16 protein-coding genes and 1 pseudogene are annotated in these 17,279 nt (G+C 57.5%); 13 read left to right on the forward strand and 4 right to left on the reverse strand.

The features are described from left to right. Positions 1-94: 94 nt before the first annotated feature. The 5 genes from MUU53_RS01430 (at position 95) to MUU53_RS01450 (ending at position 2,858) form a co-directional block, all read left to right on the forward strand. Positions 95-337, forward strand: a complete 243-nt coding sequence (locus MUU53_RS01430) for a hypothetical protein (RefSeq protein WP_247259276.1) — start codon at positions 95-97, stop codon at positions 335-337. Further along, the gene (locus MUU53_RS01435) at positions 334-858 is read left to right on the forward strand and encodes a prolyl-tRNA synthetase associated domain-containing protein (RefSeq protein ID WP_247259277.1); all 525 of its coding nucleotides are present in this window, start codon (positions 334-336) and stop codon (positions 856-858) included. The genes MUU53_RS01430 and MUU53_RS01435 overlap by 4 nt, the downstream gene beginning before the upstream one ends. Before the next feature lie 55 nt (positions 859-913). Further along, complete coding sequence (trxA, locus tag MUU53_RS01440; protein ID WP_247259278.1) at positions 914-1,897, forward strand: thioredoxin; 984 nt, start codon at positions 914-916, stop codon at positions 1,895-1,897. A gap of 93 nt (positions 1,898-1,990) precedes the next feature. After that, the gene (locus MUU53_RS01445) at positions 1,991-2,653 is read left to right on the forward strand and encodes an LON peptidase substrate-binding domain-containing protein (protein WP_247259279.1); all 663 of its coding nucleotides are present in this window, start codon (positions 1,991-1,993) and stop codon (positions 2,651-2,653) included. A gap of 16 nt (positions 2,654-2,669) precedes the next feature. Beyond that, positions 2,670-2,858: a Trm112 family protein gene (locus MUU53_RS01450; protein WP_247259280.1), complete on the forward strand. Its 189-nt coding sequence runs from the start codon at positions 2,670-2,672 to the stop codon at positions 2,856-2,858. A gap of 15 nt (positions 2,859-2,873) precedes the next feature. Here the strand turns inward: MUU53_RS01450 and MUU53_RS01455 are convergent, their stop codons facing one another. Further along, positions 2,874-4,088 carry a ubiquinone biosynthesis hydroxylase gene (locus tag MUU53_RS01455; protein WP_247259281.1) on the reverse strand — a complete coding sequence of 405 codons (1,215 nt, stop codon included), beginning with the start codon at positions 4,086-4,088 and terminating at the stop codon, positions 2,874-2,876. Between the two features lie 86 nt (positions 4,089-4,174). Between MUU53_RS01455 and tesB the strand changes: the two genes are divergently transcribed. From tesB to MUU53_RS01485, 6 genes are all read left to right on the forward strand, one after another. Then, entirely contained in the window at positions 4,175-5,059 is an 885-nt protein-coding gene (tesB, locus tag MUU53_RS01460; protein ID WP_247259282.1) for an acyl-CoA thioesterase II, read from the forward strand. Between the two features lie 212 nt (positions 5,060-5,271). Next, on the forward strand, positions 5,272-5,622 hold the full coding sequence (locus tag MUU53_RS01465) for a P-II family nitrogen regulator (RefSeq protein WP_062556182.1): 351 nt from the start codon (positions 5,272-5,274) through the stop codon (positions 5,620-5,622). Between the two features lie 29 nt (positions 5,623-5,651). Further along, the gene (locus tag MUU53_RS01470) at positions 5,652-7,076 is read left to right on the forward strand and encodes an ammonium transporter (RefSeq protein ID WP_247259283.1); all 1,425 of its coding nucleotides are present in this window, start codon (positions 5,652-5,654) and stop codon (positions 7,074-7,076) included. Between the two features lie 266 nt (positions 7,077-7,342). After that, positions 7,343-9,991, forward strand: a complete 2,649-nt coding sequence (locus tag MUU53_RS01475) for an FtsK/SpoIIIE family DNA translocase (RefSeq protein WP_247259284.1) — start codon at positions 7,343-7,345, stop codon at positions 9,989-9,991. Positions 9,992-10,209: 218 nt separating this feature from the next. Beyond that, positions 10,210-10,806 carry an outer membrane lipoprotein carrier protein LolA gene (locus MUU53_RS01480; RefSeq protein ID WP_376748627.1) on the forward strand — a complete coding sequence of 199 codons (597 nt, stop codon included), beginning with the start codon at positions 10,210-10,212 and terminating at the stop codon, positions 10,804-10,806. 387 nt (positions 10,807-11,193) lie between these two features. Then, positions 11,194-11,994, forward strand: coding sequence for an exodeoxyribonuclease III (locus MUU53_RS01485; RefSeq protein ID WP_247259286.1), 801 nt, complete (start codon positions 11,194-11,196; stop codon positions 11,992-11,994). Here MUU53_RS01485 and MUU53_RS01490 read toward each other — a convergent pair. The 3 genes and pseudogenes from MUU53_RS01490 to MUU53_RS01500 all read right to left on the reverse strand — a co-directional run bounded on the left by MUU53_RS01490 (position 11,984) and on the right by MUU53_RS01500 (position 14,323). Next, on the reverse strand, positions 11,984-13,093 hold the full coding sequence (locus MUU53_RS01490) for a helix-turn-helix transcriptional regulator (protein WP_247259287.1): 1,110 nt from the start codon (positions 13,091-13,093) through the stop codon (positions 11,984-11,986). The genes MUU53_RS01485 and MUU53_RS01490 overlap by 11 nt on opposite strands. A 105-nt stretch (positions 13,094-13,198) precedes the next feature. Continuing rightward, positions 13,199-13,627: pseudogene (locus tag MUU53_RS01495) on the reverse strand (cyclic nucleotide-binding domain-containing protein); the annotation flags it as partial. Between the two features lie 12 nt (positions 13,628-13,639). Further along, entirely contained in the window at positions 13,640-14,323 is a 684-nt protein-coding gene (locus tag MUU53_RS01500) for a response regulator transcription factor (protein WP_062556175.1), read from the reverse strand. Positions 14,324-14,441: 118 nt separating this feature from the next. Between MUU53_RS01500 and MUU53_RS01505 the strand changes: the two genes are divergently transcribed. Further along, positions 14,442-14,984, forward strand: a complete 543-nt coding sequence (locus tag MUU53_RS01505) for a L,D-transpeptidase family protein (protein ID WP_377307177.1) — start codon at positions 14,442-14,444, stop codon at positions 14,982-14,984. Between the two features lie 100 nt (positions 14,985-15,084). Next, positions 15,085-17,079, forward strand: coding sequence for a PhoX family protein (locus MUU53_RS01510; RefSeq protein WP_247259289.1), 1,995 nt, complete (start codon positions 15,085-15,087; stop codon positions 17,077-17,079). Positions 17,080-17,279: the final 200 nt, after the last annotated feature.

Raw genomic sequence — 17,279 nt, forward strand, 5'->3', positions numbered from 1 at the left:
CGAGGGCTATATGGCCTAACTGCTTTTTGAATGCAACAGGGAAATGACATCGAGGCGTGATTTTTTGTTTTTTTCTTCTAAGAAATTGAAACTAATGAATATTTTTCGCATCAATCGGGCTGGTGCTTTTATGAAGTCACCAAATCAAGGTTTGGCCGCTCTGAGACGGTTCTCGAAGATCGTAAACTTCCTTCCTGCGATTTTGCCGGTTTGGCGCCTGTCATATGACACTTCTCCTGATGGCGTCGTCAGCGAGATGTTCTATAGTCCGGCGCAAAGCGGCAGGTTCTTCCTGCCCACGACACCCTTGAATGAGTTCGGATTGCATTTGTCATGATCACGCCTTCCCCGACCGCCGACCATCCCAAGACCGCCGAGCAGCTTTTCGCCTTTCTGGATGAGCTTGGCATTCAGCACAGCACCAAGAACCATCCGCCGGTTTTCACCGTCGCCGAGTCGGAAAGTCTGCGCGATGAGATCCCGGGTGGGCATACGAAGAACCTGTTCGTGAAGGACAAGAAGGACCAGTTCTTCGTCGTCACAGTGGAAGAGCGTGCGACGGTGGATCTGAAGCAGATTCACAAGATTATCGGCGCTTCCAGCCGCGTGTCCTTCGGCAGCCCGGAAAAGATGCTGGAATATCTGGGCGTAGTGCCGGGGTCGGTCACCGTGTTCGGCGCCATCAACGATACGCAAAACAAGGTTACATTCGTGCTGGATGAGGGCTTGATGCAGTACGACATCATCAACGGCCACCCTCTGCGCAATGACGCGACGACCTCGATCGGGCGGGACGACCTCATTTGCTTCTTGAAGGCGACGGGTCACGATCCGCTTGTCTTGAAAGTCGCGGACTGACATACGATCTGTTCAAGCACAAGTCGCATGACACTTACCGTCTGGGGAGACATTCATGAGCGGTCCGAACAATCCGTATAGCAATGGCTATGGCAGCCAGATGACCGGAACGATGAGTTTTGGATCTTCCCCGGCGGCAACGCCTGCCGGTTCTGCTGCCGGCGGCTTCGTCAAGGATACGACGACGGCAGGCTTCACCAAGGACGTGCTGGAAGAATCCCGTCGTCAGCCAGTGCTGGTTGATTTCTGGGCGCCCTGGTGCGGTCCTTGCAAGCAGCTCGCGCCTGCGCTCGAGAAGGTGGTCAACGAAGCGCAGGGCCGGGTCAAGCTGGTCAAGCTCAATATCGATGATCACCCGTCCATTCCCGGTCAGTTGGGCATTCAGTCCATCCCGGCGGTCATCGCCTTCGTGAACGGTCGTCCGATGGATGGCTTCATGGGTGCCATTCCCGAAAGCCAGATCCGCCAGTTCATCGACAAGATCGGCGGTCCCGCCGGCGCGGATGAGGCTGCAGAAATCGAATCCGTCCTGGAAGAGGCGAAGGGGCTTCTCACTTCTGGCGATACGGATGGTGCGGCCCAGCTTTACGCGGCGGTTCTGCAGGCGGATCCGGAAAACGGCAAAGCAGTTGCCGGCATGATCGAGTGCCTTCTCAACCTTGGCCAGACGGAACGGGCGCAGCAAATGCTGGATTCGCTGCCGGAAGACATTTCCAAGCAGCCGGAGGTGCAGGCTGTTTCGCTGAAGCTCAACCAGATTGCCGAAGCCCGTAAGCTGGGTGATCCACAGGCGCTGGAGCATGAGCTGTCACTCAATCCGGATCATCACGAATCGCGCATGAAGCTTGCGAAGATCCTCAACGTCCAAGGTGATCGCAACGAAGCCGCCGAGCACCTGTTCTACATCATGCGTAAGGATCGTGCCTTTGATGATGACGGCGCGCGCCGCCAGTTGCTGGAATTCTTCGAAGCCTGGGGTGTCAAGGATCCGGCGACGATTGCGGCCCGGCGCAAGCTTTCGTCCATCCTGTTTTCCTGATCGGCTTCGATATCGGCACAAAGCCTTGTGAAAGCAGGCTTGGCGCCCCAGATAGGGTGTGGAATTTATTCGGTTCTGGAGGAAGATGGGCTCATGCATGTCGGCAACGCCAGATACGTCAAACGCGAGGATCTGCCGGAAACCATCCCGGTCTTTCCGCTGACGGGGGCGCTCTTGCTCCCCGGTGGTCAATTGCCGCTCAACGTGTTCGAGCCGCGCTATCTCGCCATGTTCGATGCGGCACTGGCGGGTAACCGCTTGATCGGCATGATCCAGCCGGTTCTCGGCGAGGGTGGCGAAGGTATTCGCCCGGCTCTCAGTTCCGTGGGTTGCATCGGGCGGATTACCTCGTTTGCAGAAACGGGCGACGGTCGCTACATCACGTCGTTGAGTGGTGTGTGCCGTTTCCGGCTGATGGAGGAGGTCGGCGAAGGCCATCCTTATCGCACCGTGCGCTTCATGCCGTTTATGAGCGACCTTTCCTCTGAGGAAGATGATTCGACCGTTGATCGCCCGGAACTCCTACGCGTTTTCCGGGCCTATCTCGATGCCAACAAGCTTGAGGCTGACTGGGACAGTGTGGAAAGAGCCGGCAACAGGACGCTCGTGAATTCGCTATCGATGATGTCGCCCTTCGGCCCTGCTGAAAAGCAGGCTTTGCTTGAAGCGCCTGACCTTAAAACGCGGGCGGATACGCTCATCGCCATAACCGAGATCTTCCTCGCCAGCGGCGGTTCCGAGACAACGCTACAATAATCGGCAGGCTTTCAGGATGGACGAGAAACTGGCGAAAGTTGATCCGAAGCTGCTGGATCTTCTGGTGTGTCCGCTCGGAAAATCACGGCTCGTCTACAATCGCGAGACGAACGAACTTATCTCCGAGGCCGCGAAGGTTGCCTATCCCATCCGCGACGGCATTCCCATCATGCTGGTCTCCGAGGCTCGTCGCCTCGAAGACTGAAATGGTTCGTGGGATTCAGATTGTTTCGCCCATCAGAAGGCGGGGGCTGTTTTTGGCCTTGGTGCCAGCTGCTTCTCCGATGAAATAGGACTTCAGCTTCGGCAACCGCTCGACGACGCCCAGACCGAAATCGCGGGCAATCCGGATCGGCGCAATGTCGTTGGAGAACAGGCGGTTCAGCACATCGGTCGTCACGCCCATACGAAATGTATCGAAACGACGCCACGACTGGTAGCGTTCCAGGATATGCACGGCGCCGATGTCGAGGCCCAGACGGTCCGCCTCGACGATCGTTTCTGCAAGAGCGGCCACATCCTTGAAGCCAAGGTTCAGGCCCTGTCCGGAAATCGGGTGAATGCCATGGGCTGCGTCCCCTGCCAATGCAAGGCGGGGCGCTACGAATGCGCGGGACAGGGTGAGACCAAGCGGGAAAGCCTTGCGTCCGCCCACCACCGTGATTGCGCCCAGCTTGCGGCCGAAGCGGCGCTGCAGTTCTTCTTCGAAAATCAGGTCGTCGGAGGCAACGAGGCGGTCGGCATCGCCTGTCCGCTCCGTCCACACCAGCGAGGAGCGATTGCCGGTCAGCGGCAGAATGGCGAAGGGGCCGGAGGGCAGGAAATGTTCTTCTGCGCAGCCGTTATGCGGGCGCTCATGCTCGACAGTGGTCACGATGCCGGATTGGCCGTAATCCCATCGAACGGTCTTGATGCCCGCCATGTCGCGCAGCTTGGAGCGCACGCCATCGCAAGCCACCACAAGCTTGGTTTCCAGAACCTCGCCATTGGAAAGCGTCAGGTTTGCGGAATGCGGACCCGCAGCAAAGCCCGTGGCCGACACACCGTGACGGATCGTAATGCCGAGCCGTTCACAGGCGCCGCGGAGGGCGCGGACCATTTCGACGTTGGGAACCATATGGGCAAAGGGTCGGCCCTCTTCCACTTCGCCATCGAAGGTCAGGAAGACCGGACGAACGGGATCGGACGTGCGCGAATCAGTCACAATCATGCTGGTGATGGGCTGCGAATGAGGAAGAATTTCATCCCATACGCCCAGCACTTCCAGCATGCGCGTTGCAGCGGCAATGATGGCCGAGGCGCGCTCGTCCTTCTGCCACACGCTTTCCGGCGCGGCTTCGATCACTTCGACGCTGAGATGCGGCGCCGCCTGCTTCGTGGCCACAGCAACCGAGAGGCCAACATATCCGCCGCCAACAATCAGCATATCCAGCATGGGTTCGCTCCTGCCGCACTTGAGAATGGTCTGATGGGTATATAGATCATCGAACACGCGCTTCCTACCGCTGGAGACAGTTAAAAATGCCGCAGGCAAACGAACATCTATCGCCAATCGATCAGTTGATCGAAACACTGGACCTTGAGCGGCTGGAGGAAAACCTGTTTCGGGGCGAGAGCCCGCAGATCGGCTGGCAGCGTGTCTTCGGCGGGCAGGTCATTGCCCAGGCCCTGATGGCGGCGCAGCGTACTGTCACCGCCGACAGGCTGGTCCATTCGCTGCACGGTTATTTTCTGCTGCCGGGCGATCCCAAGGTGCCGATCGTCTATCAGGTCGAGCGCTTGCGCGACGGCGGCAGCTTCACCACGCGGCGCGTTACCGGCATCCAGCACGGCAAGGCCATTTTTGCGATGTCTGCGTCCTTCCAGCTGGAAGAACCCGGCTACGAGCATCAGGCAACCATTCCGGACGTGAAGCAGCCAGAGCAGTTGATGTCTGAAGATGAGTTCCAGAAGATGTTTCTGGCCCATGCGCCGGAGCCGGTGAAAAAATACTGGGGCCGCAAGCGTCCGGTGGAGATCCGTCCCGTTTCGCTCGTGCATTATGTGTCACAGGAAAAGCTCAAACCCGAGCAGCACATCTGGGTGCGGGCGACCGGAGAGGTGCCGGATGATCAGCATTATCAGGCGGCAGTTCTTGCCTATCTCTCGGATATGACATTGCTCGATACCTCGCTCTATCCGCATGGAAGAACGATTTTCGATCCGTCCATCCAGGCGGCCAGTCTCGACCATGCCATGTGGTTTCACCGGCCTTCGAAGCTCGATGACTGGCTGCTTTATACGCAGGACAGTCCGAGTTCTTCCGGGGCGCGGGGCATGACGCGCGGGCAGTTGTTTACCCGTTCCGGTGAGCTGATTGCCTCGGTTGCGCAGGAAGGTCTGATTCGGAAACGAGCAACTGAATAAAATTTATGCAAATCAAAAAATTCGCCTATTAAATGAGCGCCTATTTGGCGCTCATTTGCATTTTGTTGCCTCGACAACGATCTTCTCTTTATAATTCAATAACTTATTTTTGTGGCGAGAATCTGGCACGGCCCTTGAATGTAATCGCTCAGTCGCTGCTCACGCTTCAGCCAGCGGCCAGGAGAGTTCGGCTGCTCGCCGATTAACAAAGGATGGGAAACCACATGAAAATCGTGATGGCCATTATCAAGCCATTCAAGCTGGATGAGGTGCGCGAAGCCCTCACGGCTGTCGGCATTCAGGGCCTGACCGTAACCGAGGTTAAGGGTTACGGGCGCCAGAAGGGACATACCGAAATCTATCGTGGCACCGAATATGCCGTCAGCTTCCTGCCAAAGCTGAAAGTCGAGATTGCGGTCGCGTCCGACGTCGTCGACAAGGCCGTGGAAGCCATCGCATCGGCCGCTAAGACAGGCCAGATCGGTGACGGCAAGATCTTTGTTTACTCGATCGAGCAGGCCGTGCGCATCCGTACCGGCGAAACCAATACAGAAGCGCTTTAAGCACGGTTGATCCAGGGGAGTTTTTCTACATGTCGTTCAACACGTTCCAAACCACGCTCGTGCGGCTCGGAGCGGCGTCGGTTGCGCTTCTCGCGCCGGTCGTTGCTTTCGCACAGGATGCGGCACCAGCCGCTGCCGCAGCTGTGGCACCTGCCATGACGGTCAACAAGGGTGATACCACCTGGATGCTGGTATCGGCCCTGCTGGTCCTGTTGATGACCGTGCCAGGTCTCGGCCTATTTTACGGCGGTCTTGTCCGTGCAAAGAACATGCTTTCGGTTCTCATGCAGGTAACGACGATCGCAGCGGTCGCCATGATCATCTGGGTCATCTACGGCTATTCGCTTGTCTTCACCAGCGGTGGTGGCCTCAACTCCTTCGTCGGCGGCTTCTCCAAGATGTTCCTCAAGGGCGTTGATGTCACCACAATGACGGAGAGCTTCACCAAGGGTGTGGCCATCCCGGAACTGGTTTTTGTCTGCTTCCAGATGACGTTCGCGGCCATTACACCAGCTCTGATTATCGGCGCCTTTGCAGAGCGTATCAAGTTCTCCGCCGTCATCCTGTTCACGGCCCTGTGGCTTACTTTCATCTATTTCCCGATTGCCCATATGGTCTGGTTCTGGGGTGGCCCGAGCGCCTATACCGATCCGACCGGCCTGATCTATGGCTTCGGCGCTATCGACTTCGCGGGCGGCACCGTCGTTCACATCAATGCTGGTATCGCAGGTCTCGTCGGCTGCATCATGATTGGCAAGCGTATAGGCTACGGCAAGGACATGATGGCTCCTCACTCGATGACCATGACGCTGATCGGCGCCGGTCTTCTGTGGGTTGGCTGGTTCGGCTTCAATGCTGGTTCTAACCTTGAATCCAACGCCTATACGGCGCTTGCCATGATCAATACCTTCGTCGCAACCGCGGCGGCTCTTCTGTCCTGGTCGCTGGTCGAAGCCATGACGCGCGGAAAGGCTTCCATGCTAGGCGCTGTGTCCGGTGCCGTTGCCGGTCTCGTCGTCATCACGCCTGCTGCCGGCTTCGTTGGTCCGATGGGCGCTATAGTCATGGGTCTCGCCGTTTCGCCGATCTGCTATTTCTTCTGCTCCACGGTGAAGAACAAGTTCGGTTACGACGATACGGCTGACGTGTTCGGCATCCACGGCATCGGCGGCATCATCGGCGCGCTGCTCACCGGTGTCTTCGTCAACCCTGCTCTCGGCGGCGCAGGCATCGTGGATTATTCCACGGCTGACTTCGCAGCCACTTACGCCGGCACGGCAACGCAGGTTTACGCCCAGCTGAAGGGTGTTCTCGTGACGATCCTCTGGACAGGTATCGGTTCGGCAATCCTCTACAAGATCGTTGACGTCGTCATCGGCCTGCGTGTTCCAGTCGAAGCAGAGCGCGAAGGTCTAGATCTCGCCTCGCATGGCGAGGCTGCGTATCACTCCTGATCACCAGGGGAAACGGGTTTCCAGGCATTATACCGGCGGTTTCGCCGCCGGTTCTCTACTTCCTTCCATGGCGGTTTACCGCTCACTTTGCCCGGCCCCTCCAATGCCGGGCTTTTTTTGTTGTCGGTGAACGGTCGACTTCCAGGTTTGGTTAAAGGCTCGTTAACCAAACAGGGGTACCCTTCCCGTACAGGGCTGCTTTGCGCGTGGATTCTGCCACGCGCCTGGTGTCCACCCTCCTCAACGGGATGTTCGGGCAAGAAACGATGAGCAGAAGCAGTTCAGCAGTCATGGCGCACACCTCAACCCGCCATGCGCTCGTCGCGTTCTTCGTGCGACAGATCCTTGCACTATGCGGATTTGCAATCTTTATCCTTCTGGCGCTGGCTGTTGCAGCCATGGCGACGTGGAATGTGGCCGATCCGAGCTTTTCCTATGCCACGGACAACGTTCCGACCAATATCCTGGGTTTTCCCGGAGCTGCCTTTGCCGATCTGATGATGCAGTTTCTGGGCCTTGCAAGCCTTCTGGCTTTGATGCCTTTGCTGGCCTGGGCGCTTGCCCTGATCGTGGGGCGTCCAATTACGCGCATCCCGGCGCGCCTTGCCGCCTGGGCCGTGGGCACCTTCATGGGTGCGGCAACGCTTGGATGTTTTCCCGCTCCCCTGACCTGGCCCATCCCAAATGGCATCGGTGGGGTGATCGGGGATATGATCCTGCGCTTTCCCGCATTGTTCGTCGGTACCTATCCGACCGGCATGGTCGCGATTGTCCTTGGCAGCATTTTTATACTGCCGACGGCAGGTTTTCTCGCCTTTGCTGCGGGTCTCATTGGCAACGAAGAGTTGCTTATCGAGGAAGAGGATGAAGACGACATGCCGGAGGAGCCCCGCCGTCGCGTGCCGACAGCCGCGGACTTTGGCGATGAGGAAGAAGGGTTTCGCTTCACCGATTTTGTCGCCTTCGGTGCTCTTGCGCATATGTGGTACACGACGCAGGCGCGCTTGCGCCGCCTGTTCCGCCTGAAGCCGAAGGCGACATCCAATGCTTTCGAGGCACCGTATGATTTCAACGAGGACGAGTTCGGTAAGCTGAACGAGCCTGTTCGGCCAAAGGCTCGGGCAGGCGGACGCATGGAGCCGTCGCTCGATAATTCCATGTCCGGCGTCATGGCGGCCAGACGGCGTCTGTCTCCAGCCTCGCTTGTCGCTGAGGATGAAGAGGACATGGACGACGATATGCCGATGCGTCCGTTCGGCATCCTCCCCGACGATGAGGACGACGCGCCGCGCGGCCTAAGGGCCTCTGCCCGTGTGACGCCTGCTGCATCCCAGCCCCGGCAAGCGAGCCGTACCATGCGGGAAGGTCAGCGCTCGTTCATCGATCCTGAAGGTTTCGAGCTGCCATCCGTTCATCTGCTGGCGGAGCCGCGACACGTGGCGCGCGATGCGACCCTTTCCGCCGATGCACTGGAACAGAATGCGCGAATGCTGGAAGGCGTGCTGGAGGATTTCGGCGTCAAGGGCGAGATCATTCATGTGCGTCCTGGCCCCGTGGTAACGCTTTATGAGCTCGAGCCTGCTCCGGGCATCAAATCTTCCCGTGTCATCGGCCTGGCTGACGACATCGCCCGCTCGATGAGCGCGATCGCCGCACGCGTGGCTGTCGTCCCGGGCCGTAATGCCATCGGCATCGAACTGCCTAACCAGACGCGTGAAACGGTTTTCCTGCGTGAACTGATCGGCAGCCAGGATTTCGACAGCAGCAAGGCCAAGCTTGCCATGGCGCTGGGCAAGACCATCGGTGGCGAACCTGTCATTGCCGATCTCGCCAAGATGCCGCATCTGCTGGTCGCCGGGACCACCGGTTCCGGTAAATCCGTTGCCATCAACACCATGATCCTGTCGCTGCTCTATCGCCTTTCGCCGGAGAAGTGTCGACTGATCATGATCGATCCCAAGATGCTGGAACTGTCGGTCTATGACGGTATTCCGCACCTGCTCTCGCCGGTCGTCACCGATCCGAAAAAGGCGGTCGTTGCGCTGAAATGGACCGTGCGCGAGATGGAAGAGCGCTACAAGAAGATGTCCAAGATCGGTGTTCGCAACATCGATGGCTTCAACAGCCGCGTGGAGCAGGCCATTGCCAAGGGTGAAGTGCTGACCCGTACCGTGCAGACCGGTTTCGATCGCCAGACGGGCGAGGCCATGTACGAGACAGAAGAATTCGACCTGAAGCCCATGCCGTATATCGTCGTCATCATCGACGAAATGGCCGACCTGATGATGGTGGCGGGCAAGGACATCGAAGGTGCAGTCCAGCGTCTGGCGCAGATGGCGCGTGCGGCGGGCATCCACGTCATCATGGCAACGCAGCGCCCGTCTGTTGATGTCATTACCGGCACGATCAAAGCCAACTTCCCGACACGTATTTCTTTCCAGGTTACCTCCAAGATCGACAGCCGCACCATCCTGGGCGAACAGGGTGCAGAACAGCTCCTCGGCATGGGCGACATGCTCTACATGGCGGGAGGCGGGCGCATCCAGCGCGTTCACGGCCCCTTTGTTTCCGATACGGAAGTGGAAGAGATCGTCTCATACCTCAAGACACAAGGCGCGCCGCAATATCTCGATGCCATTACGGCGGATGATGACGAGGACGATGAGGGCGGTGGCGGTCCAGCCGGAACCGGCAACCTGTCCGATTCCGATGATCCCTACGATCAGGCGGTCGCTATCGTCCTGCGCGACGGCAAGGCTTCGACGTCCTATATCCAGCGAAGACTGGGCATCGGTTATAACCGGGCTGCCTCGCTGATCGAGCGAATGGAAAGCGAAGGCCTGATCGGGCCCGCCAATCATGCGGGCAAGCGCGAGATCCTCGTGCCGACGGAAGCCGATATCATCGATCGGTAATCCTCGATTTTGCCGGGAACCCGGATGAAGTTCAGCCGTTCCCGTGGCTCTGCAGTATCCGCTCCCGCTCGAAAATGTGAGGGAACAGGTCTGGCTCAAGGTTCAATCGCTATGTCGCGTCATAGAGACGCCGCCTTTGTTGGCGAAAAGGCAGGTGAAGGAGAATAAGAAACATGTCGACCCGTGTGTCCACCGCAGTTCTTGATCGTCGCAACCTCATGATAGGCCTGGCGAGCCTCGGTGTCACCGCATTTGCCGGTCTGCCAGCGCTGGCTCAGGATGCCGTGGGTGCTGCAGCCGCGCAGAAGATTGCCGATCACTTCTCATCGGTAAAAACCATGATGGGTGAGTTCGTGCAGTTCGGTCCGCGGGGTGAGCAGACCGGTGGCAAATTCTTCATCGAACGTCCGGGCAAGCTGCGCTTCAACTTTGAGGATCCGTCTCCGATTCGCGTGATCTCGGATGGCGACAATGTCGTCATTGGTAATCTGAAGCTCAAGACCTGGGACATCTACCCGCTCTCAAAGACACCGCTCAGCCTGCTTCTGGCCAACAAGATCGATCTGTCAAACCAGATGGTGCGCAACGTCAAGCAGGAGTCTGACCTCGTCACGATCGTGCTTGGCAATAAGACGGTGTTCGGCGATTCGACCATCACCATGATGTTCGACCCGAAAACTTTCGATCTGCGTCAATGGACGATCACCGACGTGCAGGGCAAGGACACCTCCGTCATGATCTACAACGTCCAGAACGGCGTTCGTTTCGACGATAAGGTATTCACCATTCCCTATAACGAAGTCCACAAGCTTTAAAGAATTCCTGCTGGCGGGCTGCAAATGGCAATTTCTTCGCTTCCGGTGCTTGACGACATTTAAGTACGCTCCGCTCCGGTTCTCGAAATCACCATTTTCGCCACGCCATCAGAAATTCTGGCTGCGGCTGGCGGGTCATCAAACCCCCTCTGGCTGCCGCCATCTCCCCCACAAGGGGGGAGAAAGTTAGGGTTACGGTTGCGGGATGATCAGGTTTGGTCGAGTACTCTGTAAATAATTTTTATCAATGGGATGGCAAGACTTCGCCTCCTTCTGTCTCCCCCCTTGTGGGGGAGATGGCGGCAGCCAGAGGGGGCCTTCTCTCCCCTTGCCCTCGACCATCAAAACAGCCTAAACCTCGGCCCGTAACGTCTGAGGTCTTTTCGTATGCGCTTTTCCGTCACCACCTGGAACATCAATTCGGTACGCCTGCGGCTGCCGATCGTCGAGCAGTTCATCGTGGGCGAAAAGCCGGACATTCTCTGCCTGCAGGAAATCAAGTGCCGCGCGGAGGAGTTCCCGCTCGAGCCGCTGAAGGCCATGGGCTACGAGCACATCATCCTGCACGGACAGAAGGGCTACCACGGCGTTGCCATTCTTTCAAAAGTGCCGCTGAGCGAAGATCATCGTCAGGATTACTGCGGGGTGGGCGATGCGCGCCACATCTCGGCGATCTTCGAGCGCGGTTCTCGCCGCATCCGCATTCATAACTTCTATGTGCCTGCCGGCGGCGACGAGCCGGACCGCAGCATCAACCCGAAATTCGGCCACAAGCTGGATTTCGTAGAAGAGATGAAGGCGCTGAAGGCCTCGTCCCCCGGCGTTTCCTCCATCCTCGTCGGCGATCTCAACATCGCACCTCTGGAGCATGATGTCTGGTCGCACAAGCAGATGCTGAAGATCGTAAGCCATACGCCGGTCGAGACGGAAGGCCTGACGCAAGTGATGGAGAAGGGCGGCTGGCTGGATCTCATGCGTCAGCATGTTCCGGCGTCCGAAAAGCTCTACACTTGGTGGAGCTACCGCGCCAAGGATTGGGAAGCCGCAGACCGCGGCCGCAGACTGGACCACATCTGGTCTTCCCCCGATCTCGGCCCGTTCCTCGACAAGATCGAAGTGCTGAAAGAGGCCCGAGGCTGGAACCGCCCCTCAGACCACGTGCCGGTAACGGCAACATTCAAGTTCTGAGACTATGATTGCTTTCCTGCTGGGGTAACGACAGGCCAAGCAATAAAGCCACAAGTTCCGGCTGTCTATTCGTGCCCGTCTTCGTTAAGATTCGTTTTACATGTGTACGGACCGTATCCATCGATATACTATGCAGCTTTGAAATTTCTTCAATTGAAAGACCTTTTGCCAGCTCACGGGCAATCTTTCCTTCGGAAGGTGTCAGGTCGAAGAGACCCGATAGAACCCGCATATCGGGCGCACCTTGCTTACCTGGCGCGGTAACAACAAGTATGGCCAAGCCGCGGCCGAAAACGTCATGTGCAGCCCGCCGCACGGGTAGCAAATGGAGGATCAGAGGCTCCTGTCCATTCGCAGACATCAATGGCAAGGATTGGACTGTGCCCATTACTGATGAGGTTACAGCCAGGAAAGCGGCAGTGAGCAACGAAGTTGTAGCCTTACTCTCAAGGACGAGCCGTTCACGATATCCGGTTGTAATCCGCGGTGACAGGACTTCGGCTTCTCCGTTCATCGCCATTACCTTCATATCTGCCCCAAGTACGAAGGCAGCTAGTCCGAGCGAGGAAAGAGTGTTGGACATCACTTTGGCTTCTGAGAAAGCAAGACGAGATGCCAGAAAGACGGCCCGAGCTAAATCTGGCTTCAATGCGTTCAGATGGTTTATCTCGCCATCGCTATAGTGCTCCATCCCTTTCCGACGGAGCAAATCAAACATGATCAGATGTCCTGATGGCTCCTGAAATACACAGCCGGCTGACCAGTTCATGCCGGCAGGGCGTATAAATTCAGTTAAAACTACATCATTTTCGTATTCTTCTTCGGAAAGAAGATCGAGTTCTCTTGTGAACGTGAATGGAAATCGCTCCAACGCACGCGCTGGGCGCGGGTTGTCAAATCGACGAGGATCTGAAGAGAAACGCATAATGCCTTCCCAGATGTTTGGGGTACACACGAAGCGATAGCCTCCTTTTTCATCTATGGCGAATATGGTCGCTGTGGATGCATCAACCTCTTTTGCAAGTGCCTCACAGGCGGACGGCCATAGTTCTGGTAAAAAAACAGCTTCGTAAAACTGATCTGCTGTCGGTAAATCCATCACTAAGTAACTCTATCTCGACCTCTTTGATCATTGCTCCACTATATTAAAATGTAAATTTAGTTAAACCTTGTTTTATCACCCAAACCGGCCCGCCATGCGGGTGGCGGCCAGCGCCAGATCCACAATGTTCTGGCGAATGCGTGATTCCATTAGTCCTGCGACCTGCGGATATTCCTCCAGCAGGCGATGAAACAGCGTGCGGGGAATGCGTACCACTTCACCATCGTCCGAGGCGATGGCCGTGAACTTGCGCTCCACCATGGTCACAAGAGCAAGTTCGGAGAGAAGGGTTCCGGGACCGGCGCGATCCCGGAATTCAAGCTCGCCCGCTCGGCTTTCAACGTAAAGGTCGAAATGGCCCCGGGAGACGACGAAGGCGCATTCCGCTGGCGAATGTTCGCGAAACAGCGCCTGGCCCTTCTGGATGTTGCGGCGCTCGGCACCGAAGGCGATCAGCCGCAACTGATCGCTGTCCAGCCCTTGGAAAAGCGGCACCTGGGCCAGAAGCTGGATATCATCGCTGAGCGCCATTTCAATTCACCTTCAGGGCACGATCTTGTAGCCGCCGTTCTCTGTCACGAGAATTTCGGCATTGGAAGGATCGCGTTCGATTTTCTGGCGAAGACGATAGACGTGGGTTTCCAGCGTGTGCGTCGTGACACCGGAATTGTAGCCCCAGACTTCTTCGAGAAGAATATCGCGGGTCACGACCTTCTGGCCTGCGCGATAGAGGTAGCGGATGATCGCCGATTCCTTTTCCGTCAGACGGATCTTCTTGCCGTCATCAGTGGTCAGAAGTTTCTGGCTCGGCTTGAAGACGTAAGGGCCGACGGTGAATGTGGCGTCTTCGCTCTGTTCGTACTGGCGAAGCTGTGCGCGCATGCGGGCCAGAAGCACGGCGAAGCGGAACGGCTTGGTGACATAGTCATTGGCGCCCGCTTCCAATCCCAGTATGGTATCGGAATCCGTATCATGGCCAGTCAGCATGATGATTGGCGCCTTGAAGCCGCCCTTGCGCATCAGCTTCACGGCTTCGCGACCATCCATATCGGGAAGGCCGACATCCATGATCAGAAGATCGACCTGGGCTGCCTTGGCGGTTGCCATGGCCTTTGTTGCCGTGGCTTCCTGCAAGAGGCTGAATTCCTCGTACAGTGAAAGTTGCTCGACCAGCGTTTCACGCAGATCGTTATCATCATCCACCAGCAGTACAGTCCGCGCTGCCATCGATATCTACGCCTTCCTTGGTTTGATCGCCGAAGAAATTCGGCAGGCTTCGATTCATCTTCCATCATGCTATGATTCCGACCGAAATCATATCCAAAGCAATTCTGTGTGAGAGAAAATGGGTGGGAAAAAGGCCAACCGCAAGGGTGCCATCATCACGGTACATCACAGCCCCGTCAGTCGCTCCCGCGCCATGGTGTCATTCGGCAATGTGACGGTGCCTGCGGCCATCGGAAGGTCCGGTCGCACAAGCCGCAAACGGGAGGGGGATGGGGCAACGCCCATAGCCGAAATGCAGGTTCTCTATGGCTTCCTGCGGGGCGATCGGCTGAAGGGTTTGGGGACCGCGCTGCCTATGAGACGCATCGCGAAATCCATGGTGTGGTGCGATGAGCCACGTCACCCCAGCTACAATCGGCTCGTCAGGGCGCCTTTCAAACCCAGTCACGAAGAGATGAGCTGCAAGGACGGGCTTTACGATATCTGTCTGGTGCTCGACTGGAACATTCGGTCGCGCGCCCGTTACCGGGGTTCGGCGATATTCTTCCACCTTATTCGACCGGGCTACGAGCCGACGGCTGGCTGCATCGCAGTGTCCTTGAAAGACATGCAGCGACTTCTGCCACATATCCGTAAGGGGACGAGGCTGCGGGTTTTATAGACACCTTGAGGGAGGAGGTCTGGGGAAACTGTCGTATCCCTGAAACATGGCATGCCTAGATTGGAAAACCTCTAAAAGAGAACAATCAGGAGACGGTTCGATGAACGAACATGTGACGCAAAACCCCTTTCCGACCTCGCTTCTGGAAGAGGCCGATGGCGAAGGCCACAATGCCAGCGACAACGCCACGATGGGTGAAATCATCTCGAAGCGGTTTTCGCGCCGTAACTTCCTGCAAGGATCGCTTGCTGTTTCCGCCATCGCAGCGACCGTTAGCCCCGTTGCGCTGATGAGCGCCGATGAGGCGCGCGCGGCAGGCAAAGCCAGCTCTGCCTTCAATTTCAACGAGATCGAAGCTGGCGTCGATGCCAAGCATCACGTAGCGGATGGCTATAATGCAGATGTGCTGCTGCGCTGGGGCGATGCGGTTCTGCCGGGCGCGCCGAGCTTTGACCCCTTGAAGCAGTCGGCAGAGGCGCAGGCCAAGCAGTTCGGCTACAACAATGATTACGTCGGCTTCATCCCGCTGGAAGGCTCCTCCACCCATGGTCTGCTGGTGGTGAACCATGAATACACCAATCCGCATCTGATGTTTCCGGGCCTCGTGAAGATCGTCGACGGCAAGGTTAGCCAAAACAAGCTTTCCAAGGAGCAGGTGGATGTGGAGATGGCGGCCCATGGTGGCACCATCGTTGAAATCCGCAAGCAGAGCGGCAAGTGGCAGGTCATTGCCGATGGTAAGCTGAACCGCCGCATCACCTCCAATACGCCGATGCAGATCACCGGCCCGGCTGCCGGTCATGATCGCCTGAAGACTGCTGCCGATCCGACTGGCACACGAGTTTTCGGCACGCTGAACAACTGTGCGGGCGGGGTCACCCCGTGGGGCACCTACATCATGGCGGAAGAAAACTTCCACGGCTATTTCCAGGGCAAACTACCAGAAGGCCATGCGGAAGCCGCCAATTACAAGCGCTATGGCGTGCCGGAAGGCTCCTACGAATGGGGCAATTTCTACGATCGTTTCGATCTTTCCAAAGAGCCGAACGAGCCGAACCGCTTCGGCTGGATCGTGGAAGTGGACGCCATGGACCCAACCTCCAGGCCCAAGAAGCGCACGGCTCTCGGTCGCTTCAAGCATGAGGGTGCGGAAAGCATCGTGGCGAAAAGCGGCAAGGTCGTCTTCTATCTCGGTGACGACGAGCGCTTCGACTATGTCTACAAATTCGTGACCGATGGCACTTTCAACCCTGCTGATCGCAAGGCCAATATGGATCTGCTCGACAAGGGCACGCTCTATGTCGCCAAGTTCGGCGAAGACGGCTCCATGCAGTGGCTGCCGATCGTGCATGGTCAAGGCCCGCTGACGGAGGCGAACGGCTTCAAGTCCCAGGCCGATGTGCTGATCGAAACCCGCAAGGCGGGCGATCTCCTGGGGGCCACCAAGATGGACCGCCCGGAAGACATCCAGCCGAACGGTGTGAACGGCAAGGTCTATGTTATGTTGACCAACAACACCAAGCGCAAGGCCGATCAGGTCAACGCCGCCAATCCGCGCGCGGAAAACGCCTTCGGCCACATCATCGAGATCACCGAAAAGGATGGCGATTTCGCAGCGACTGCTGGCAAATGGGAAGTTCTGTTGAAGTGTGGGGATCCCTCCGTTGCGGCAGTGGGTGCCACCTTCTCGACGGAAACCACGAAGAACGGTTGGTTCGGTATGCCGGATAACTGTGCGGTGGATAGCGCCGGTCGCCTATGGGTCGCGACCGATGGCAACAGCCCGAAGGGTACGGGCCGGACCGATGGTCTGTGGGCCGTCGATACGGAAGGTTCAGCCCGCGCCACCTCCAAGCTGTTCTTCCGTGTGCCTGTCGGTGCGGAAATGTGCGGCCCGCTGTTTACGCCGGATGATGAGACGGCCTTCGTTGCCGTGCAGCATCCGGGTGATGGCGGTGAAGATTGGGCAGGCCATGGCCGTCCGTCCTATTACGAGGATCTCTCCACCCGCTGGCCGGATTTCAAGCCGGATATGCCGACCCGTCCGGCGGTCGTCGCCATCACCAAGATCGGCGGCGGCAAGATCGCTGTATAAGATTTGAATTGAGGGGCCTCGCGATCATTTCGTGTGGCCTTGAGGCATAGAACCAATCAAAAAATCCCCTCCCCAACCCTCCCCACAAGGGGGAGGGAGCAGGTTGAAACCGTTGCCAACGTTGCGGCATCAAGGATTGTTGATTTGAAACAGGAGCTTGCCAGGTTCTCAACGAACTCCCTCCCCCTTGTGGGGAGGGC

It is taken from the genome of Affinirhizobium lemnae, assembly GCF_022968395.1.
GTDB lineage: Bacteria > Pseudomonadota > Alphaproteobacteria > Rhizobiales > Rhizobiaceae > Neorhizobium > Neorhizobium lemnae.